The sequence below is a fragment of the Burkholderia sp. BCC0322 genome (assembly GCF_902833045.1).
Taxonomy (GTDB): domain Bacteria; phylum Pseudomonadota; class Gammaproteobacteria; order Burkholderiales; family Burkholderiaceae; genus Burkholderia.
The window spans coordinates 284,605-304,275 of sequence record NZ_CADFDU010000006.1; the positions used below are offsets into that span (position 1 = coordinate 284,605).

Here is a 19,671-nt window from a genome sequence, read left to right on the forward strand (position 1 = left end):
GTGAATCGGGAGGAATGCCGCGCCGGCTCATCGGGATCGTAAGGCCGGCGGACGAGAGGGCCCGCCGTGCGGCGGGGCAGTCAGTATAGCGGCCTTACGTGTCGGCGCGCGGCGGCGCGTAAAAAAGGCGATTGATCAGCGTGCGCACCATCGGCGCGAGTTCGCCGGCCGTGAGTCCGGCCGGGCCCGTGCCACGTTCGGTCAGCGTGTCGGCCGCGAGGCCGTGCAGGTAGACGCCCGCGAGCGCTGCTTCGTACGGGGCGACGCGCTGCGCGAGCAACGCGCCGATCAGGCCGCCGAGCACATCGCCGGTGCCGCCCGTGGCGAGCGCGGCGTTGCCGGTCGGATTGATCGTCACGCGGCCGTCGGGCGCCGCAATCACCGTGCCCGAGCCTTTCAGCACGACGTTCGCCGCATAACGAGCCGCGAGCGCCTGCGCGGTGGCCACGCGGTCGCGCTGGATCGTCGCCGTGTCGCTGCCGAGCAGCCGGGCGGCTTCGAGCGGATGCGGCGTCAGCACGCACGGATTGCCGCGCGTACCGCGCGTGGCGACGGCTGTCGCGAGATCGGCATGTGTCGCCACGAGGTTCAGCGCATCGGCATCGAGCAGCGTCGCGACATCGTGTGCGAGCACGTCGCGCACGAGCGTCGCCGCAGCCTCGCGCGTGCCGAGCCCGCAGCCGGCCGCGATTGCGGTCATCGCGCCGAGATCGAGGCCGTCGGCCGGATGCAGCATCAGTTCGGGGAACGGCGGGTCGTACGGCGGCGCGCCGGCGCCGAGCAAGCCGACGTGCACCTTGCCGGCGCCGGCGAACAGCGCGGCGCGGGCGGCCAGGATCGGCGCACCGCACATGCCCGTGTCGCCGCCGAGCACCGCGAGACTGCCGAACGTGCCCTTGTGAGACGCGAATGCGCGCGCGGGCATGGCGGCGGCGAATCGGGCGGGCGCGTTCAGCACGATGGCCGGCGCGGTGGGCGGCACGATGTCGAGCGATGCGACGTCGATCTCGCCGGCGAGATCGCGGCCTTCGCCGGTGTAGAGGCCAGGCTTCGCGGCGATGAAGGTGAGCGTATGGGTGGCGGCGACAGCGACGCCCGCGCCGACGATCTGGCCCGTATCGCTGTCGAGCCCGCTCGGCACATCGAGCGCAAGCACGTGGCCGCCGCTGCGCGCATGCGCGGCGATGCGCGCGGCCTGCTCGGCGAACGCGCCGTCGAGCGCGCGGCCGAGACCGATGCCGAACAGCCCGTCGACGACCCACGCATAGCCGTCCAGCGACGCGGGTGGCGTGGCCGACAGCGGCACGCCGGCCGCGCGCGCGAGGCCGAGCGCCCATTGTGCGTCGTCCGGCTTCACCGGCATCGGCATCCACGCTTGCGTCGCGACGCCAAGCTGCTGGAGGTGGGCGGCGGCAACGAGCGCGTCGCCGCCGTTGTTGCCCGGGCCGACCGCGAACCACACGGGACGGTCATCGCCGGCCACGCGCGCCGACAGCCAGTGTGCGGCGGCGGCGCCGGCGCGGCCCATCAGCGTATGCGGCGGCAGTGCCGCCGCGGCATCGGCTTCGGCCATGCGCAGGTCGGCGACGCGCAGCAGCGCGATCGGATCGGAATCGGGGAGCGGGCGGGTAACGGTCATCGCGGGGTCGTGGCGGCTGGCAAGGAGGCCGCCGGGGACGGGCCCGCGGCGGTCAGGTCGTGAAGCGCGCGGCGCGCAGCGCGGCGAGCGTGTCGGCGGGCCAGTGCTGCACGTCGCCGCCCAGATAGTCGGTCACCACTTTAGCAGACCCGCACGCGAGCCCCCAGCCGGCCGGGCCGTGCCCGAAATTGACGAACACGCGCGGATGCGGGGTCGGACCGACGACAGGCAGGCCGTCCGGCGACAGCAACTGCGTGCCTTGCCACGACAGCGCGGCCGAGATCCGCGCGGCGCCGGGCACCCAATCGTGGACGGCCTGCCCGAGCAGTGCGAGCGCGGCCTCGGACAGCGGCTCGGCGAGCGGCTTCGCGGTGTCGGGCAGGCTCTGCAGCACGGCGCCGCCGCCGACACGCAGCCGCTGGTGGGTGCGCGTGATCGAGATCCGCTTGATCGAATCGATGACGTTCAGGTGCGGTGCGTGTTCTTCGTAGGCGACCGGCGCGGTTAGCGTATGGACGCGCACCGGGTGCAGCGGCAGGCGCCAGCCGAGCCGGTCGAGCAGCGACAGGCTGCCGGCGCCGGCGGCGACCACGATCGCATCGGCGGAAATCACGTCGACCTCGCGTGCGTTCGACGCGCGCCGATCGCCGGTCGGGGCGAGCTCGACTGCGGCGCGGCCGGTGTCGGCGCGGATCGCGGCGACTTCCGCGCCGAAGCGGAACTGCACGCCATGCTCGTCGAGCGTCTGCTTGACCAGTTTCGCGAACAGCGGGCAATTGCCGGTGCGTTCGGTCTCGAGCAGCACGCCGCCGGCGAAGCCGGGCTCGGCGGGCACCGACGGCTCGAGCTCCGCGCATTCGTCGGCGGAGAGCAGGCGGTACGGCTGGTCGAGCGTGCGCAGCAGCTCGAGCGCGGGCTGCATCGCATCCCAGTCGCGCGGGTCGCGCACCACGTGCAGGATGCCGGGCTTCTGCTCGAATTCGAGTTCGAGGCGCGTCTCGATGTCGGCGAGCGTGTCGCGCGACGCATCGATCAGCGGGCGCAGCCGCGCGTACTGGGCGGCGAACGCGTCGGGCTCGCGCAGCGTGCCGAGCTGCTTGACGAAGCGGCGCACGCCGCCGTTGAAGCCCGGCTTGTAGACGATGCCGCTGTCGCGCGGCTGGCGCTGGCGCATGAAGGTCGGGCCGAACCAGACGTCGAGCGGGCTCGGCAGCAGCGCGCCGCCGTCGCCGTAGGTCGCACCCTGCGCGACGGTCGCGTGGCGTTCGACCACGCACACGCGATGGCCGGCCGCGCGCAACTGGTAGGCGGTGGCGACGCCGCTGATTCCGCCGCCGATGACGATGACATCCATGGATTGCTTCGATGACGGGTGGCGCGCGTGCGCCGCCTGGTGAAATTCGCTGGGGGCCCTGGCCCGGTGAACCCGGAATAATAGCGCCAAAATCGCGTGAGCCGGCGCCGGGCGAGCACGGACCGTGCAGCCGCGCCACGGCCGCCGGCTGCCTTGCCTGCGCGGGGCGGCCGGTGCGCGGCGCGCACCGCGGCACCGTTGCGGTGCATGCGGACTGCCGATCGGCCGGTCTGGGGCGACCGACTTCCGGGTATAATTACGGCCTTCCTTTCGCCCCACGTCGCCACCTCGCGCGACTCATCGACGTCAGTCCAGCCCATGGCTCACTTCTCGTGTTTTCCCGGCGCTTCGGCCCTCTCCGATTTCCGTCAAACCCGTCTGCTCGACACGCTCAGGCAAATCGACGCCAACATTGTCGCGGTGCGCGGGCAGTTCCTGCACTTCGTCAATGCGGCCGAGCCGCTGTCGGCCGACGACAGCGCGCGCATCGACGCGCTGATGCACTACGGCGCGCCGTTCGAGCCGGCGGCCGAGAAGGGCACGGCCGAGACCTTCGTCGTGCTGCCGCGCTTCGGCACGGTCTCGCCGTGGGCGAGCAAGGCAACCGACATCGCGCAGCACTGCGGCCTCACGCACGTGCGCCGCATCGAGCGCGGCGTCGAGTTCACGGTCACGCTGAAGTCGGGCCTGCTCGGCGGCAAGAAGGCGCTGTCGGACGACGCGCGCGCGGCCGTCGCGGCCGCGCTGCATGACCGGATGACCGAAAGCGTGGTCGCGGCACGCGACGACGCGAAGCACCTGTTCGACGAACTGCCGGCCAAGCCGCTCACGCGCGTCGACGTGCTGGGCGTCGGCCGCGGCGCGCTCGAACGCGCGAATGTCGAGCTGGGCCTCGCGCTCGCCGACGACGAGATCGACTACCTGGTCGACGCATTCCGCAAGCTCGAACGCAACCCGACCGACGTGGAACTGATGATGTTCGCGCAGGCGAACAGCGAGCACTGCCGCCACAAGATCTTCAACGCGCAGTGGACGATCGACGGCGAAGCGCAGGACATGTCGCTGTTCGCGATGATCCGCAACACCGAGAAGCTGAGCCCGCAGGGCACGATCGTCGCGTATTCGGACAACTCGTCGATCATGGTCGGCGCCGAAGCGGAGCGCTGGTTCCCGCGCAACACGGGCGCGGCCGGCGAGCCGGGCGAGCGTTATGGCCGCCACACCGAGCTCACGCACACGCTGATGAAGGTCGAGACGCACAACCACCCGACGGCGATTTCGCCGTTCCCGGGTGCGGCGACCGGCGCGGGCGGCGAGATCCGCGACGAAGGCGCGACGGGCCGCGGTGCGCGCCCGAAGGCCGGCCTCACGGGCTTCACCGTGTCGAACCTCGATCTGCCCGACGCACGCCAGTCGTGGGAAAACGCGCGCGACGCGGCGCAGCCGGTCGGCGAGCGCAACCCGAACGAGGTGCACGGCCCGTACGGCCGCCCGGATCGCATCGCGTCGCCGCTGCAGATCATGATCGACGGCCCGCTCGGCGGCGCCGCGTTCAACAACGAATTCGGCCGCCCGAACCTCGGCGGCTATTTCCGCGTGTACGAGCAGAACGTCGGCGGCCAGGTGCGCGGCTATCACAAGCCGATCATGATCGCGGGCGGCCTCGGCAACATCGCGGATCAGCATACGCACAAGCACGACGTGCCGGCCGGCTCGCTGCTGATCCAGATCGGCGGCCCCGGCATGCGGATCGGCATGGGCGGCGGCGCCGCGAGCTCGATGGCGACCGGCGCGAACACGGCCGAGCTCGACTTCGACTCGGTGCAGCGCGGCAACCCCGAAATCGAGCGTCGCGCCCAGGAAGTGATCAACGGCTGCTGGCAGCTCGGCGCGGAAAACCCGATCCTGAGTATCCACGACGTCGGCGCGGGCGGCCTGTCGAACGCGTTCCCCGAGATCGTCGACGGCGCGGGCAAGGGCGCGCGCTTCGAGCTGCGCAAGGTCGCGCTCGAGGAATCGGGCCTGTCGCCGCGCGAAATCTGGTCGAACGAAGCGCAAGAGCGCTACGTGCTGGCGATCGCGCCGGCCGATCTGCCGCGCTTCGAGGCGATCTGCGCACGTGAGCGCTGCCCGTTCGCGGTGGTCGGCGTCGCGACCGACGAACGCCAATTGAAGCTCGTCGACGACGAAGCGACGGGCACCGACGAATACCCGGTCGACATGCCGATGGAAGTGCTGCTCGGCAAGCCGCCGCGCATGCATCGCGACGTCACGCGCGTGGCGACCGAGCGCGCGCCGGTCGACGTGACGGGCATCGCGCTGTCGGCAGTCGCCGTCGACGTGCTGAAGCACCCGACGGTCGGCAGCAAGTCGTTCCTGATCACGATCGGCGACCGTTCGGTCGGCGGCACGTCGGTGCGCGACCAGATGGTCGGCCCGTGGCAGGTGCCGGTGGCCGACTGCGCGATCACCGCGCTCGACTATGCGGGCTTCAAGGGCGAGGCGATGACGATGGCCGAGCGCACGCCGCTCGCGGTGATCGACGCGCCGGCATCGGGCCGCATGGCGGTCGGCGAGGCGATCACGAACATCGCGAGCGCGCCGATCGCGTCGCTCGACAAGCTGAAGCTGTCGGCGAACTGGATGGCCGCGTGCGGCACGGCCGGCGAGGACGCCGCGTTGTTCGACACGGTCAAGGCGATCGGCATGGAGTTGTGTCCGGCGCTCGGGATCGGCATCCCGGTCGGCAAGGATTCGCTGTCGATGAAGACGAAGTGGGACGAGCAGGGCGTCGCGAAGGAAGTGGTGTCGCCGGTGTCGCTGATCATCTCCGCGTTCGCGCCGGTCGAGGACGTGCGCCGTCACCTGACGCCGCAACTGCGCCGTATCGCCGACGCGGGCGACAGCGTGCTGATCGCGATCGATCTCGGCCGCGGCAAGAACCGGATGGGCGGCAGCATCTTCGCGCAGGTCACGCAGCAGGTCGGCGACACGACGCCGGACGTCGACGATGCGGAAGACCTGAAGCGCTTCTTCAACGCAATCCAGTCGCTCAATGCGCAAGACAAGCTGCTCGCGTACCACGATCGCTCGGACGGCGGCCTGTGGGCGACGGTGTGCGAAATGGCGTTCGCGGGCCACGCGGGCGTGTCGCTGAATGTCGACATGCTGACGCTGGACCCGAATCACGAATCCGACTACGGCGACGCGAAGGACTGGGCGAAGCAGACGAGTGGCCGTCGCGAGGATCGCACGCTGCGCGCGCTGTTCTCCGAGGAACTCGGCGCCGTCGTGCAGGTGCGTGCGACCGACCGCGACGCTGTGCTCGGCGCGCTGCGCGAGTTCGGCTTGTCGGCGTGCTCGCACGTGATCGGCTCGGTCAACGATCGCGACGTGATCGAGGTGTACCGCGACGCGAAGAAGATCTTCGACGCACCGCGCACCGAGCTCCATCGCGCATGGAGCGAAGTGAGCTGGCGCATCGCACGCCTGCGCGACAACCCCGCGTGTGCGGATGCCGAATACGACACGCTGCTCGACGCGGCCGATCCCGGCATCTCGCCGGTGCTGAGCTTCGATCCGGCCGACGACATCGCCGCGCCGTTCATCGCGACGGGCGCACGACCGCGCGTCGCGATCCTGCGCGAGCAGGGCGTGAACTCGCATCTGGAAACGGCCTACGCGTTCGATCGCGCGGGCTTCGATGCGCACGACGTGCACATGAGCGACCTGCTCGCCGGCCGTGCAACGCTCGCCGATTTCGCAGGGGCGGTCGCATGTGGCGGCTTCTCGTACGGCGACGTGCTGGGCGCTGGCGAAGGCTGGGCGAAGACGGTCCGCTTCAACGCGAACCTTGCCGACATGTTCTCGGCGTTCTTCGCGCGTCCCGACACGTTCGCGCTCGGCATCTGCAACGGCTGCCAGATGCTGTCGAGCCTCGCGTCGATGATTCCGGGCGCAGAAGCGTGGCCGAAGTTCACGCGCAACAAGTCCGAGCAGTTCGAGGCGCGCTTCTCGTTCGTCGAAGTGCAGAAGTCGCCGTCGATCTTCTTCGCCGGAATGGAAGGTTCGCGGATTCCGGTCGCGGTCGCGCACGGCGAAGGCTACGCGGATTTCTCGCAGCAGGGCGACATCGATCGCGTCGCGGTCGCGATGCGTTACATCGACCACCGCGGCGAAGCGACCGAGGGCTATCCGTTCAACCCGAACGGCTCGCCGGCCGGCATCACGTCGGTCACGACGGCCGACGGCCGCTTCTCGGTGCTGATGCCGCACATGGAGCGTGTGCATCGTACGGTCGCGATGAGCTGGCATCCGGAAAGCTGGGGCGAAGCGAGCCCGTGGATGCGTGTGTTCCGTAACGCGCGCCGCTGGATCGGCTGATCGGGATGATGTTCGACCCGAACGCGCCGGTCGAGGTCGTCACGCTGCGCGACGAGCGTGCGAGCGAGGGCGACGCGATCGGTCGCGTGATCGTCGCCGCGTTCGCGGGCGAGCCGGAAGGCGGGCAGTTCGAGCGGCGGATCGTCGATACGCTGCGTGCGGACGGTGCGTTGAGCGTCTCGCTCGTCGCGGAGCGCGACGGCCGCCTGATCGGGCACGTTGCGTTCTCGCCGGTGTCGATTGGCGGTGAACCGTCGGGCAGCCAGCGCTGGTACGGGCTGGCGCCGCTCGCGGTGCTGCCCGACTGCCGGCGACGGAGCATCGGTGCAGGGCTGGTGCGCACGGGGCTCGACGCGTTGCGCCGGCTTGGCGCGCGCGGTTGCGTCCTGCTCGGCGACCCCGCGTACTACGCGCGGTTCGGCTTTGCGCCTTCCGGCGGCATCGTGTTCCCGGGCGTGCCGCCCGAGTATTTCCTCGCGCTGTCGCTCGACGATTCGGCGCCGCGGCCGTCGGGTGACGTTCGCTATCAGGACGTGTTCCATCCCGCGTAGCCTGGGCTTGCGGTGCGCGCGAATCCGGCACGGAAACAGGCCGCTCTTTGGAGCGGCCTGTTTCTTTTTGCCGGGCGGCAAGCGCATCGTGACGCGCCCGCAGGCAGTGCGCGGGCAATAAAAAAGCCGCTCCGAAGAGCGGCTTTTCGATGCATCGGCGATGAGCGCCGGCGTTACTGGATCTTTGCCTGCTGGCGCAGACCTTCCTCGAACGCCTGCAGCTTCTGCTGCACGAGCTGCTGCGCGATCTGCGCCTTCACCTGGTCGAACGGCGGCGGCGCGATGTCGCGGATGTCGTCGACGCGGATGATGTGCCAGCCGAACTGCGTCTTCACCGGCGAGTCGGTCATCTGGCCTTTCTGCAGCTTCTGCGCAGCCGCTGCGAATTCCGGCACGTATGCCTTCGGGTCGGACCAGTCGAGGTCGCCGCCGTTCTTGCCCGAACCCGGATCCTTCGAGTACTGCTTCGCAAGATCCTCGAACTTCGCGCCGGCCTTGATCTTCGCGATCAGGTCCTTCGCCTGCTGCTCGTTGTCGACGAGGATGTGGTGCAGGTGATATTCGCGGTTGCCGCCGGCGCCCTTGACGAGGTCGTCATAGCGGGCCTTCACTTCGGCGTCGGTCGGCTGGTTCTTCTTCAGGAAGCTCTCGATCATCGAACGCAGCACGACGGTCTGCTGCGCGACGGCAACTTGCGCCTTCACGTCCGGACGGTTCGGGATGCCTTCGCGGATGGCTTCCTGCATCAGGATTTCGCGGTTCACGAGTTCCTGGCGCACGGCCTGCTGCAGTTGCGGGCTGTCGGTCTGGCCTTGTTGGACGAGCTGAGCAACCATCGCGTCGGCGCGCGACTTCGGAATCGGCGTGCCGTTGACGACGGCGATGTTCTGGGCAAATGCCGGTGCCGCTGCAAAGGCAGCCGCCGCGACCCACAGGCGGGGGGATTTCAGGATCATCGGGAATTCCTAATGAGACTAGATTGAAGATTCGTTGAATTCTTCGGGCGTGTACGCCACGATCGCGAGCGCGTGAATGCCGCGCTGCATCGCATCAGCGAGCGCATCATACACCAGCCGGTGCCGTGCGACGCGCGGCTTGCCCGCGAATGCGGCCGACACGATCGTGACCGTGAAGTGGCCGCCGGCGGCCGCGCCGGCGTGGCCCGCGTGCTGCGCGCTGTCGTCGCGCACGGTGAGCGACAGCGGGGCGAGCGCTGCCGTGAGGCGCGCTTCGATCAGCGCGATGCGCTCGTCGGGCGACGCGTGGAGAAAGGCGTCCGTCATGTCACTCGTCCTTCAGGTATTTCGTGAGCCACAGGCTCTGCAGGATGATGAATACGACCATCGCGCCCGTCGTGCCGAACAGCTTGAAGTTCACCCACTGCGATTCGGTGAAGTTGTGCACCACGTACAGGTTCGCGACACCGAGCACTGCGAAGAACAGCGCCCAGGCGACGTTCAGCTTGTCCCACACGGGGTGCGGCAGCGTGAGCTGCTTGCCCATCATCTTCTCGATCAGGTTGTTGCCGAACACATAGCGTGCGGCGAGCAGCCCGATCGCAAACAGCCAGTACAGCACAGTCGGTTTCCATTGAATGAATTTCTCGTCATGCAGGACGAGGGTGGCGCCACCGAAAACGACGATCACGCCGAGGCTGACCCACAGCATCGTGTCGACCTTCCGGTGCCGGAAGGCAACCCATGCGACCTGGGCCAGCGTCGCGACGATCGCGACGGCGGTAGCGGTAAAGATGCCCCAGACCTTGAAGGCGGCAAAAAACAGGATGATCGGAAACAGATCGAACAGGAATTTCATGGCGCTCGCAGCTGCGTGAAAGGCCGCGTGCGCGGCCTTTCACCGTTGTAGGGACCCGCCAGGCACCGCCGGAGCGGATCGGGGCGGTGGCGAGGGGAGCCCCGATCCGCCCGGCGCCGCTCATTCGTTTTCGGGTCGGGACTCGAAGTTTAACGCAGCCGAATTGATGCAGTACCGCAAACCGGTCTTGTCGCGCGGGCCGTCCTCGAAGACGTGGCCGAGATGCGCGCCGCAGTGATTGCAGCGGACCTCGACGCGCACCATCCCGTGCGAGTAGTCGACCTTCTCGTCGATCACCTCGCCGTTGAGCGGCTTGAAGTAGCTGGGCCAGCCGCAGCCCGAGTGGAATTTGGCGCCGGATTCGAACAGCGGCGTGCTGCAGACGACGCATTTGTAGATACCGTCGTCTTCCGTGTCGGTGTATTCGCCGGTGAACGCACGCTCGGTCGCCGCATGCTGCGTGACTTCGTACTGCATCGGCGTGAGCCGGCGGCGCAGCTCGGCGTCGTCCTTCTCGTACGGGAAGGTCTTGTCGTCGGAATCGTGGGACATGTGGGGTTCTCCTGATCGGTCGGTCGATACGCGCGGGTTGGGGCTCAGGACGAGCAGCTCACTTCGAGCGACCCGGCCCAGTCGGGCGGCAACGCCGCGTACGCTTCATGCTCCGGTTGTTCGTCGAACGGCCGGCGCAGGATCTGCGCGAGCCGCTCGACTTCCGAGAAATCCTTTTCCTTCGCGCGCCGGATCGCGACTTCGGCCAGATGGTTGCGCAGGACGTATTTCGGGTTCACGCGGTTCATCGCGGCAGCACGTGCCGCATCGTCGCGCATTTCCTCGGACAGCCGCGCGCGGTAGAGGTTCGCCCACGCATCGAACGCGTCGCGGTCGATGAACAGGTCGCGCACGGGCGCGTCGCGGCTCGCGTCGTGCTTCGAGATCTGCGCGAGCCGGCGGAACGTCAGCGTGAAATCCGCGTGGCTCGCATGCATCGTCTCGAGCAGCTTGTTGGCGAGCTCGGCATCGTTCTCGCGCTCGAGCTCGAGGCCGAGCTTCGCACGCATCGCGCGTTCGAGCGCGGGGCCGAAGCGTTCCGGAAACTTCGCGAGCGCGGCCTGCGCGTCGTCCACCGCGCGCTCGGCGCGTGCGTCGTCGTCCGCAATGCCGTGCTGCAGCCCGATCAGCGGCAGCAGCGCCTGCGCGAGGCAATAGCAGTTCCAGTGCGCAATGCGCGGCTGCATCCGGTACGCGTAGCGGCCGCCGTTATCGGAGTGGTTGCAGATGTGGTTCGCGTCGAACGCGTCGACGAAGCCGAACGGGCCGTAGTCGATCGTCACGCCGAGGATCGACATGTTGTCGGTGTTCATCACGCCGTGGCAGAAGCCGACGGCCTGCCACTGCGCGACGAGGTCTGCCGTGCGCAGCGTCGCGGCTTCGAGCAGCGCGAGGTACGGATCGTCGGCGCGGCGGCAATCCGGATAGAAGCGGTCGATCACGTGATCGGCGAGCTGGCGCAGCAGGTCGGGGCGATCGTTCGAGAAGAAGTGCTCGAAGTGGCCGAAGCGCACGAAGCTTTCCGACACGCGCGTGACGACGGCCGATGTCTCGATCTCCTCGCGCACCACCGGCTGGTCGGAACCGATCACCGTCAGCGCGCGTGTGGTCGGGATGCCGAGGTGATGCATCGCTTCCGAGCACAGGAATTCGCGGATCGACGAGCGCAGCACCGCGCGGCCGTCGCCCATCCGCGAGTACGGCGTACGGCCGCTGCCTTTCAGTTGCAGTTCGTAGCGGCGGCCGTCGGTGCCGGTGCGCTCGCCGATCGTCAGCGCGCGGCCGTCGCCGAGCTGGCCGGCCCACACGCCGAACTGATGGCCGGAATACACCGAAGCGTACGGCATCGAGGTTGCGGGCCAGTCGCGCGTCGGGTTGCCGGCGAACAGCTCGGCGAAGCCAGGCTGCGCGGCGATCGACGCCGGCAGGTCGAGCAGTTGCGCGACCTCGTCGGAAAAGCCGACGACGTACGGCGCGGCAAGCGGCGCGGCCGGCAGGCGCGTATGAAACGCGTCGCCGAGCCGGACGAACGCGCCTTCGGCGGGTGCGCCGAGCGTGGCGGCGAGGTCGGGAAGGGTGTCAGCCGCATCGGCTGCGCTTCGGGAAAACGACATGTTGAGCGCCTCTGGGTAAGCCGATATTGTAAGGCGGCGCCGCGCCGCCCGCATGGTGGCCCGCGCACCGTGCGCCACGCCCGCCCGGGGCCGCCGACGGACGCGCGGCAGAGGCACCGATTCGCATCCACACGGAGAACAAGACGATGGGCAAGCCGTTGCTGGGCCAGATGATGGACATGCCGTTGCTGGTTTCCTCGCTGATTTCTCATGCCGCGCGGCACGCCGGCGATACGGAGATCGTGTCGAAGCGCGTGGAAGGCGATCTGCATCGCTACACGTACCGCGATTGCGAGCGCCGCGCGAAGCAACTGGCGCAGGCGCTCGCGCGGCTCGGCGTCGAAACCGGCGATCGCGTCGGTACGCTGGCGTGGAACGGCTACCGGCATCTGGAAGCGTATTACGGGATTGGCGGCATGGGGGCCGTGTGCCACACGATCAACCCGCGCCTGTTCCCCGAGCAGATCGCGTACATCGTCAATCACGCGGAAGACCGCTACGTCTTCTTCGATATCAATTTCGCACCGCTCGTCGAGGCCATCGCACCGCAATGCCCGCACGTGAAGGGCTGGGTCGCGATGACGGACGCCGCGCACCTGCCGTCCGGCACGACGCCGTTCCTCTGTTACGAAACGCTCGTCGAAGCGGAGGATGGCCGCTACGAATGGCCGCGCCTCGACGAGCAGCAGGCGTCGGGGCTCTGCTACACGTCGGGCACGACCGGCAACCCGAAGGGCGTGCTGTATTCGCACCGCTCGACGGTGCTGCACGCGTACGGCGCCGCGCTGCCCGACGCGATGAACCTGTCCGGGATGGACGCCGTGCTGCCCGTCGTGCCGATGTTCCACGTCAACGCATGGGGCCTGCCGTACGCGGTGCCGCTCACGGGCGGCAAGCTCGTGCTGCCCGGCAAGGATCTCGACGGGAAATCGCTGTATGAGCTGATGGAAGCCGAGCGCGTGACTTTTTCCGCGGGCGTGCCGACCGTGTGGCTCGGCCTGCTCAACTACATGCGCGAGGCCGGCGTGCGCTTCTCGACGCTGAACCGCACGGTGATCGGCGGCTCCGCGTGCCCGCCCGCGATGCTGCGCACCTTCGAGGACGAATACGGCGTGCGCGTGATCCACGCATGGGGGATGACCGAGCTGTCGCCGCTCGGCACGCTCGCGAAGCTCAACTGGGCGCAGTCGCAGCGGCCGCTCGACGCGCAGCGCAAGCTGCTCGAAAAGCAGGGGCGCGTGATCTGCGGCGTCGACATGCGCATCGTCGGCGAGGACGGCCACGAACTGCCGTGGGACGGCGTCGCATTCGGCGAGCTGCAGGTGCGCGGCCCGTGGGTGATCGACCACTACTTTCGCGGCGATACGTCGCCGCTGTCGGACGGCTGGTTCCCGACCGGCGACGTCGCGACGATCGACCCCGACGGCTTCCTGCAGATCACCGACCGGAGCAAGGACGTGATCAAGTCGGGCGGCGAGTGGATCAGCTCGATCGACATCGAGAACGTCGCGATTGCGCACCCGGGCGTGGCCGAGGCCGCCTGCATCGCTTGTGCCCACCCGAAATGGACCGAGCGCCCGCTGCTCGTCGTGGTGCCGCGCGAAGGGGCGAACCTGAGCCGCGACGCGCTGCTCGCGTTCTACGAAGGCAAGGTCGCGAAATGGTGGGTTCCCGACGACGTCGTATTCGTTGAATCGCTGCCGCATACCGCGACCGGCAAGCTGCAGAAGCTGAAGCTGCGCGAGACGTTCCGCGATTACGTGTTGCCGACGGCGGTCTGCGAGCCGTAACGCCGGGCGCGGTCCGGAAGCGGCTCGTGAAACGGTCGCCCGATCCGTCCCCGGATCGGGAACAAAATTCAAATTGAACGACCGTGCTTTTTCGTTGTATGCTGCCTCCGTTCATCCGGACATGCGGCTGTTCGACCGCGCACAATGAAGCGCAGCCACCCCGGCGCGCGATGCATGGAGGCAGGCAGATGGCAGTGGATTACTCGACTCGCGACGGCGTGGCCGTCCTTACGCTCAACAATCCGCCCGTCAACGGGCTTGGTCTGTCGACCCGTCAGGGTGTCATGGACGCGCTCGATCGCGCCGCGCAGGATCCGTCGGTCACGGCCATCGTGCTGACCGGCGCGGGACGCGCCTTCTCGGGCGGCGCCGACATCACCGAATTCAATACGCCGAAGGCGTTGCAGGAACCGACGCTGCACACCGTGATCCGCGCGGTGGAGGCGAGCGCGAAACCCGTCGTCGCGGCGCTGCACAGCGTCGTGATGGGCGGCGGCCTCGAGCTCGCGCTCGGCGCGCACTACCGCGTCGCGGCGCCCGGTGCGCAGGTCGCGCTGCCCGAAGTGAAGCTCGGCCTGCTGCCGGGCGCAGGCGGCACGCAGCGCCTGCCGCGCGCGGTGGGGCTCGAAACCGCACTGAACATGATCGTGTCGGGCGCGCCCGTGCCGTCGGAGCAGCTCGCGAAGAGCGGGCTGTTCGACGAAATGGCCGACGGCGACCTGCTCGACGCGGCCGTCACGTTCGCCCGCAAGGTCGGTGCGCAGAAGGGGCCGCATCCGCGCGTGCGCGATCGCAAGATCGTCCACGCGAACGCAGCGGGCTTCATCCAGTTCGCGCGCAATTCGGCCCGGGCCGCCGCACCGAATTTCCCCGCGCCGCACAAGTGCATCGACGCGATCGAGGCCGGCGTGCTGCACGGCTTCGACAAGGGCAGCGTCGCCGAGCGCGAGGGTTTCGTCGCGTTGATGATGACGCCGGAAAGCCGCGCGCTGCGGCATGCGTTCTTCGGCGAGCGCGCGGCGAGCAAGATTCCCGACGTGCCGGCCGATACGCCGTTGCGCGAGATCCGCCGCGTCGGCGTGATCGGCGCGGGCACGATGGGCGGCGGGATCGCGATGAACTTCGTCAACGCGGGCCTGCCCGTCACGCTGCTCGAGACGAAACAGGAAGCGCTCGAGCGCGGCGTCGCGACGATCCGCAAGAACTACGACGCGCAGGTGAAGAAGGGCAAGCTCACGCAGGAGAAGCTCGACGCGCGCATGGCGCTGATCACGCCGACGTTGTCCTACGACGACCTGAAGGACGCCGACCTGATCGTCGAGGCCGTGTTCGAGGAACTCGGCGTGAAGGAGCAGGTGTTCAGGAAGCTCGACGAAGTCGCGAAGGCGGGCGCGATCCTCGCGTCGAACACGTCGACGCTCGACGTCGACAAGATCGCGGCGTTCACGAAGCGTCCGCAGGACGTCGTCGGCATGCACTTCTTCAGCCCGGCGAACGTGATGAAGCTGCTCGAGGTCGTGCGCGGCGCGCAGACCGCGAAGGACGTGCTCGCCACCGTAATGGCGGTGGCGAAGAAGATCCGCAAGACGGCGGTCGTGTCGGGCGTGTGCGACGGCTTCATCGGCAACCGGATGATCGAGCAGTACATTCGTCAGGCGCTCTTCATGCTCGAGGAAGGCGCGCTGCCCGCGCAGGTCGACCGGGCGATCGAGAAATTCGGTTTCGCGATGGGCCCGTTCCGGATGAGCGACCTCGCCGGCAACGACATCGGCTGGGCGATCCGCAAGCGCCGCTACGTCGAGCAGCCCGGTCTCCAGTACTCGAAGATCGCCGACCGCCTCTGCGAGCAGGGCCGCTTCGGCCAGAAGACGGGGGCCGGCTGGTACGACTACGTGCCGGGCGATCGCAAGGCAAAGCCGTCGTCGCTCGTCGACGAGATGGTCGTCGCGTATTCGAAGGAGCGCGGCGTCGAGCGGCGCAAGATCGGCGACGACGAGATCGTCGAGCGGCTCGTGTTCGCGCTCGTCAACGAAGGCGCGAAGATCCTCGAAGAGAAGATCGCGTCGAAGGCATCCGACATCGACATGGTCTACCTGACCGGCTATGGCTTCCCGCTGTGGCGCGGCGGCCCGATGCTGTACGCGGACATGGTTGGCCTCTACAACGTCGAGCGCGCGATTCGCCGCTACGCGGCTGCGCCGAATGGCGACGCATGGCAGCTCGCGCCGTCGATCGCGGAGCTCGCGAAGGCCGGCCGCGGGTTCAACGGCTGACGCGCCGGATCGCGGCGCGACGAACACCCGGAGAAATGCAATGAAACGCACCGACGACGTACTGCTCGTGATCGACGTGCAGTACGACTTCATGCCGGGCGGCGCGCTCGCGGTGCCCGACGGCGACGCGGTCGTGCCGGTGATCAACGCGCTCGCGCAACGCTTCGACCAGGTCGTGCTGACGCAGGACTGGCACCCGCGCGAGCACGTGTCGTTCGCGGCGAACCATCCGGGCCGCGAACCGTTCTCCACGCTCGCGCTGCCGTACGGCGAACAGGTGCTGTGGCCCGTGCACTGCGTGCAGGACACCGACGGCGCGGCGCTGCATCGCGACCTCGACATCCCGCATGCGCGGCTCGTGATCCGCAAGGGCGGCGACGCGCAAGTCGACAGCTATTCCGCGTTCGTCGAAGCCGACCGCACGACGCGCACAGGGCTTGCGGGCTATCTGCACGAGCTCGGCGCGAAACGCGTGTGGTGCTGCGGGCTCGCGACCGACTACTGCGTCGCGTGGTCGGCGCTCGATGCGCGCGCGGCGGGTTTCGAAGCCGCGGTGATCAACGATGCGTGCCGCGCGATCGACCTGAACGGGTCGCTCGCCCACGCATGGCAGCAGATGCAGGCAGCGGGCGTCGCGCACGTGACGTCCGCGGGCGCGCGCCAGGCGGCGTAGCGCATTCCCCCATCCGATTCAGGACATGAAGCAGGACCGAAGGAGACTCGCATGACCGAAGCCGTAATCGTATCGACCGCCCGCACGCCGTTGGCGAAATCCTGGCGCGGTGCCTTCAACATGACGCACGGCGCGACGCTCGGCGGCCACGTGGTCGCGGCCGCGCTCGAACGCGCGAAGCTCGACCCCGCACACGTCGAGGACGTGATCATGGGTTGCGCGAACTCCGAAGGCGCGACCGGCGCGAACATCGCGCGGCAGATCGCGCTGCGCGCGGGGCTGCCCGTGACGGTGCCGGGGATGACGGTGAACCGCTTCTGCTCGTCCGGGCTGCAGACCATCGCGCTGGCCGCGCAGCGGATCATCGCGGGCGAAGGTGAAGTGTTTGTGGCGGGCGGCGTCGAATCGATCTCGTGCGTGCAGAACGAGATGAACCATCACATGATCCAGGAAGGCTGGCTCGCCCAGCACAAGCCGGAGATCTACTGGAACATGCTGCAGACGGCCGAGAACGTCGCGAAGCGCTACGGCATCTCGAAGGAGCGGCAGGACGAGTACGGCGTGCAGTCGCAATTGCGGGCGGCGGCCGCGCAGGAAGCCGGGCGTTTTCACGACGAGATCGTGCCGATCACCGTGCTCGCGGGCATCGCCGACAAGGCGACGGGCCGCTTGTTCACGAAGGAAGTGACGGTGTCGGCCGACGAAGGGATTCGCCCCGACACGACGCTCGAAGGCGTGTCGAAGATCCGCTCGGCCGTGCCGGGTGGCGTGATCACCGCCGGCAACGCGAGCCAGTTCTCGGACGGTGCGTCGGCCTGCGTCGTGATGAGCGCCGACGCCGCGCAGCGCGAAGGGCTGCAGCCGCTCGGCGTATTCCGCGGTTTCGCGGTGGCCGGTTGCGAACCGGACGAGATGGGCATCGGCCCCGTGTTCGCGGTACCCAAGCTGCTGAAGCAGGCGGGGTTGAAGGTCGCCGATATCGGCCTGTGGGAATTGAACGAAGCGTTCGCCGTGCAGGTGCTGTACTGCCGCGACACGCTCGGGATTCCTGAGGATCGCCTGAACGTGAACGGCGGCGCGATCGCGGTCGGCCATCCGTACGGCGTATCGGGCGCGCGCCTGACGGGCCATGCGCTGATCGAGGGCAAGCGGCGCGGCGTGAAGTACGTGGTCGTCACGATGTGCATCGGCGGCGGGCAGGGCGCAGCCGGGCTGTTCGAAATCCTCTGATCTTTGACGCCGAGCGGCCGCGGTTTCGCTTCGGCGAGGCAGGCGGCCGCGGCGCGAATCGGTGCGACTGATCCGCTATTCGAAACAATCGGGAAGCAAAAGGCATGCGCCCGGCAATGCCGTTTCCCCTTACTTGTCAAACGAATTGCCCCACCTATACTTGCTCTGACATTTGCCTTTCGGCACGATGGGCCGGATCGTGCGTCGTGCGATCCGTGCCGCGAAGGCTAGAACCAACGCAGCAGACCGACCGGGGACCGAATGAGTACGACCTATGCAGCCGGGGAACCGCCGCGCGTCGTCAGCGCGGCCGCGAGGCTCTACGCGAAATGCCTGCTGGTCGGATTCGCGTTGCTGCCCGCCTATCTGATCGCCTATCTGTGGTTCTTCAGCGACCCGCGCGTCGTGTTCGAGAACCACGCGTTCCATGAAATCGCGATCGCCGCCGCGACCCTCGAAGGCGCGTTCGTCACCTACGTTACGTGGGTGTGCTACCGGTCGTCCGGCGAGCCGCTGCTGCGCTGGCTGACTCTTGGCTTTCTCGGCTTCGCGATGATCTATGCGCTGCATGGCGCGTTCACCGGGATGGCGCATCACAACATCTGGCTGTTCCTGCTATACGGGCCCGCGTCGCGGCTCGTGATGTCGATCCTGCTGCTCACGGGCCTGCTGTCCTATTCGAGTCCGCCCGATCGCATCGAGAAGCGCACGAGCATGCGCACGTGGCTGCCGTGGATCGTGTTCTTCGTGATCGTCAACGTGGCCGTGGCGTACATTGCGTATTCGCCGGTCGCGGGCGCGCCGGGCACGCGGCTGTCGATGGAAGGCGGCGCGCTCGTGTTCTCGCTGCTGAACGTCGCCGTGCTGCTCGCGCGGCGGATCCGCTCGCCGCTGATGATGATCTACGGCGTGTCGATCGTGGCGTTTGCGCTGTCGTCGCTCGCGTTCATTCTCGGCAAGCCGTGGAATCACATGTGGTGGCTCGCGCACGCGATTTTCGCGGGCGGTTTCTTCCTGCTCAGCTACGGTGTCGTGCAGGCGCTGCAGACGACGCGCTCGTTCTCGGCGATCTACAGCCAGGAAGACCTGATGAGCCGGCTGTCGGAATCGATGGCGCGTACCGAGAGCGCGCTGCAGGAACTGCGACGCACGAACCAGAAGCTCGAATACATCGCCGCGACCGATCCGATGACGGGCGCGTCGAACCGCCGGCAGTTCATCGCGCAGGTCGAGCGCGAGATGGCGCGGGCCGAGCGTGACGGCACACCGTTCTGCCTGCTCGCGCTCGATCTCGACAATTTCAAGAACATCAACGATGCATACGGGCACCAGATCGGCGACGAGGTGCTGCGTGGCGTCGTGCGCCAGTGCCTCGATGCGATCCGGCCGGCCGGCGGGCTCGCGCGGGTCGGCGGCGAGGAGTTCATGGCGCTACTGCCGGAAATGCCGCTCGAAGGCGCGCGGATGACCGCCGAGCGCGTGCGCTCGTCGATCGCGAGTTCGCCGTTCGGGCTCGATTTCAAGCGCGTGCAGGTGACGGTCAGCGTCGGTGTCGCGCAATACGGGGCCGACGGCAGCACGGTCGATGCGTTGCTGCGCGTGGTCGGCGAACGCCTGTACCAGGCGAAACGGGAAGGGCGGAACCGGGTCGTTTCGCGGTGACATGGGTTTGCGCGGCACGCGGGCACGGGTGATCGGGCGCGCGACGTTCGGCAACGCGGTCGTGCGGAAGCGGTGTCGATCGCTTCAATGCCTGCCGAAGCCCCGGTGGCGGTGACGCCCCCGGGGCTTGTGCATG

Annotated in this window: 14 protein-coding genes; 7 read left to right on the forward strand and 7 right to left on the reverse strand. The window is 68.3% G+C overall.

Going from position 1 to position 19,671, the window contains the following annotated elements:
- Positions 1 to 94 precede the first annotated feature (94 nt).
- Positions 95 to 1,639 carry an NAD(P)H-hydrate dehydratase gene (locus tag HWX39_RS19580; RefSeq protein ID WP_175969582.1) on the reverse strand — a complete coding sequence of 515 codons (1,545 nt, stop codon included), beginning with the start codon at positions 1,637 to 1,639 and terminating at the stop codon, positions 95 to 97.
- Between the two features lie 52 nt (positions 1,640 to 1,691).
- Positions 1,692 to 2,993 carry an FAD-dependent oxidoreductase gene (locus HWX39_RS19585; protein WP_175969583.1) on the reverse strand — a complete coding sequence of 434 codons (1,302 nt, stop codon included), beginning with the start codon at positions 2,991 to 2,993 and terminating at the stop codon, positions 1,692 to 1,694.
- A 318-nt stretch (positions 2,994 to 3,311) separates the two neighbouring features.
- On the opposite strand from HWX39_RS19585, the gene purL reads away from it, so the two are divergent.
- On the forward strand, positions 3,312 to 7,376 hold the full coding sequence (gene purL, locus HWX39_RS19590; RefSeq protein ID WP_175969584.1) for a phosphoribosylformylglycinamidine synthase: 4,065 nt from the start codon (positions 3,312 to 3,314) through the stop codon (positions 7,374 to 7,376).
- 5 nt (positions 7,377 to 7,381) lie between these two features.
- Positions 7,382 to 7,927 carry an N-acetyltransferase gene (locus HWX39_RS19595; protein WP_175969585.1) on the forward strand — a complete coding sequence of 182 codons (546 nt, stop codon included), beginning with the start codon at positions 7,382 to 7,384 and terminating at the stop codon, positions 7,925 to 7,927.
- 173 nt (positions 7,928 to 8,100) lie between these two features.
- On the opposite strand, the gene HWX39_RS19600 is transcribed toward HWX39_RS19595, so the two are convergent.
- The 5 genes from HWX39_RS19600 to HWX39_RS19620 form a co-directional block, all read right to left on the reverse strand.
- On the reverse strand, positions 8,101 to 8,883 hold the full coding sequence (locus tag HWX39_RS19600) for a peptidylprolyl isomerase (protein ID WP_175969586.1): 783 nt from the start codon (positions 8,881 to 8,883) through the stop codon (positions 8,101 to 8,103).
- A gap of 18 nt (positions 8,884 to 8,901) precedes the next feature.
- Complete coding sequence (locus HWX39_RS19605) at positions 8,902 to 9,210, reverse strand: BolA family protein (protein WP_027787167.1); 309 nt, start codon at positions 9,208 to 9,210, stop codon at positions 8,902 to 8,904.
- A 1-nt stretch (position 9,211) separates the two neighbouring features.
- Entirely contained in the window at positions 9,212 to 9,742 is a 531-nt protein-coding gene (locus HWX39_RS19610) for a septation protein A (protein WP_175955865.1), read from the reverse strand.
- Positions 9,743 to 9,862: 120 nt separating this feature from the next.
- Positions 9,863 to 10,294, reverse strand: a complete 432-nt coding sequence (msrB, locus tag HWX39_RS19615) for a peptide-methionine (R)-S-oxide reductase MsrB (RefSeq protein WP_046545914.1) — start codon at positions 10,292 to 10,294, stop codon at positions 9,863 to 9,865.
- A 44-nt stretch (positions 10,295 to 10,338) separates the two neighbouring features.
- Entirely contained in the window at positions 10,339 to 11,907 is a 1,569-nt protein-coding gene (locus HWX39_RS19620; RefSeq protein WP_175969587.1) for a protein adenylyltransferase SelO, read from the reverse strand.
- A 146-nt stretch (positions 11,908 to 12,053) separates the two neighbouring features.
- Between HWX39_RS19620 and HWX39_RS19625 the strand changes: the two genes are divergently transcribed.
- The 5 genes from HWX39_RS19625 (at position 12,054) to HWX39_RS19645 (ending at position 19,535) form a co-directional block, all read left to right on the forward strand.
- Entirely contained in the window at positions 12,054 to 13,697 is a 1,644-nt protein-coding gene (locus tag HWX39_RS19625; RefSeq protein ID WP_175969588.1) for a 3-(methylthio)propionyl-CoA ligase, read from the forward strand.
- A 188-nt stretch (positions 13,698 to 13,885) separates the two neighbouring features.
- On the forward strand, positions 13,886 to 15,970 hold the full coding sequence (locus HWX39_RS19630) for a 3-hydroxyacyl-CoA dehydrogenase NAD-binding domain-containing protein (RefSeq protein ID WP_175969589.1): 2,085 nt from the start codon (positions 13,886 to 13,888) through the stop codon (positions 15,968 to 15,970).
- 40 nt (positions 15,971 to 16,010) lie between these two features.
- Positions 16,011 to 16,643, forward strand: coding sequence for a bifunctional nicotinamidase/pyrazinamidase (gene pncA / locus HWX39_RS19635; RefSeq protein WP_175969590.1), 633 nt, complete (start codon positions 16,011 to 16,013; stop codon positions 16,641 to 16,643).
- Between the two features lie 51 nt (positions 16,644 to 16,694).
- Entirely contained in the window at positions 16,695 to 17,873 is a 1,179-nt protein-coding gene (locus HWX39_RS19640) for an acetyl-CoA C-acyltransferase (protein ID WP_175969591.1), read from the forward strand.
- Between the two features lie 261 nt (positions 17,874 to 18,134).
- Positions 18,135 to 19,535 carry a sensor domain-containing diguanylate cyclase gene (locus HWX39_RS19645; RefSeq protein ID WP_175969592.1) on the forward strand — a complete coding sequence of 467 codons (1,401 nt, stop codon included), beginning with the start codon at positions 18,135 to 18,137 and terminating at the stop codon, positions 19,533 to 19,535.
- Positions 19,536 to 19,671 lie beyond the last annotated feature (136 nt).

Coding starts and splice junctions, on each gene's coding strand:
- HWX39_RS19585 (WP_175969583.1), bottom strand. CDS start 2,993: ATGGATGTCATCGTCATCGGCGGCGGAATCAGCGGCGTCGCCACCGCC.
- HWX39_RS19580 (WP_175969582.1), bottom strand. CDS start 1,639: ATGACCGTTACCCGCCCGCTCCCCGATTCCGATCCGATCGCGCTGCTG.
- HWX39_RS19595 (WP_175969585.1), top strand. CDS start 7,382: ATGATGTTCGACCCGAACGCGCCGGTCGAGGTCGTCACGCTGCGCGAC.
- HWX39_RS19625 (WP_175969588.1), top strand. CDS start 12,054: ATGGGCAAGCCGTTGCTGGGCCAGATGATGGACATGCCGTTGCTGGTT.
- HWX39_RS19640 (WP_175969591.1), top strand. CDS start 16,695: ATGACCGAAGCCGTAATCGTATCGACCGCCCGCACGCCGTTGGCGAAA.
- HWX39_RS19630 (WP_175969589.1), top strand. CDS start 13,886: ATGGCAGTGGATTACTCGACTCGCGACGGCGTGGCCGTCCTTACGCTC.
- HWX39_RS19600 (WP_175969586.1), bottom strand. CDS start 8,883: ATGATCCTGAAATCCCCCCGCCTGTGGGTCGCGGCGGCTGCCTTTGCA.
- HWX39_RS19605 (WP_027787167.1), bottom strand. CDS start 9,210: ATGACGGACGCCTTTCTCCACGCGTCGCCCGACGAGCGCATCGCGCTG.
- HWX39_RS19610 (WP_175955865.1), bottom strand. CDS start 9,742: ATGAAATTCCTGTTCGATCTGTTTCCGATCATCCTGTTTTTTGCCGCC.
- purL (WP_175969584.1), top strand. CDS start 3,312: ATGGCTCACTTCTCGTGTTTTCCCGGCGCTTCGGCCCTCTCCGATTTC.
- pncA (WP_175969590.1), top strand. CDS start 16,011: ATGAAACGCACCGACGACGTACTGCTCGTGATCGACGTGCAGTACGAC.
- HWX39_RS19645 (WP_175969592.1), top strand. CDS start 18,135: ATGAGTACGACCTATGCAGCCGGGGAACCGCCGCGCGTCGTCAGCGCG.
- HWX39_RS19620 (WP_175969587.1), bottom strand. CDS start 11,907: ATGTCGTTTTCCCGAAGCGCAGCCGATGCGGCTGACACCCTTCCCGAC.
- msrB (WP_046545914.1), bottom strand. CDS start 10,294: ATGTCCCACGATTCCGACGACAAGACCTTCCCGTACGAGAAGGACGAC.